This is a genomic window from Streptomyces sp. WM6386 (assembly GCF_000972385.1).
In the GTDB taxonomy this organism is placed as follows: Bacteria; Actinomycetota; Actinomycetes; order Streptomycetales; family Streptomycetaceae; genus Streptomyces.
In genome coordinates this window covers 1-235 of record NZ_JXTE01000852.1, presented here as the reverse complement: position 1 = coordinate 235, position 235 = coordinate 1, and the positions used below count along the sequence as shown (strand labels likewise).

The following is a 235-nucleotide window of genomic DNA, read 5'->3' as shown; positions in this document are numbered from 1 at the left end:
ATACCGGTACTGCCCCTTCTCGAACCCCAGCAGTTCCAACGCCCGGTTCGCGATCACCTCGTTGGCGTTCATGTTGGTCGAGGTGCCGGCGCCTCCCTGGATGACGTCGACGACGAACTGTTCGTGCAGTTTGCCGTCGCGGATCTCCCGGCAGGCCTCGACGATCGCGGCGGCCTTCCGCGGCTCCAGCAGCCCGAGTTCCTCATTGGCGAGCGCGGCGGCCTCCTTGACGGCG

Annotated in this window: 1 protein-coding gene; it reads right to left on the bottom strand. The window is 66.8% G+C overall.

Annotated elements, in window-relative coordinates:
* On the bottom strand, positions 1 to 235 hold a 235-nt coding region (locus tag TN53_RS43935; protein ID WP_046264547.1), incomplete at both ends, for a lyase family protein.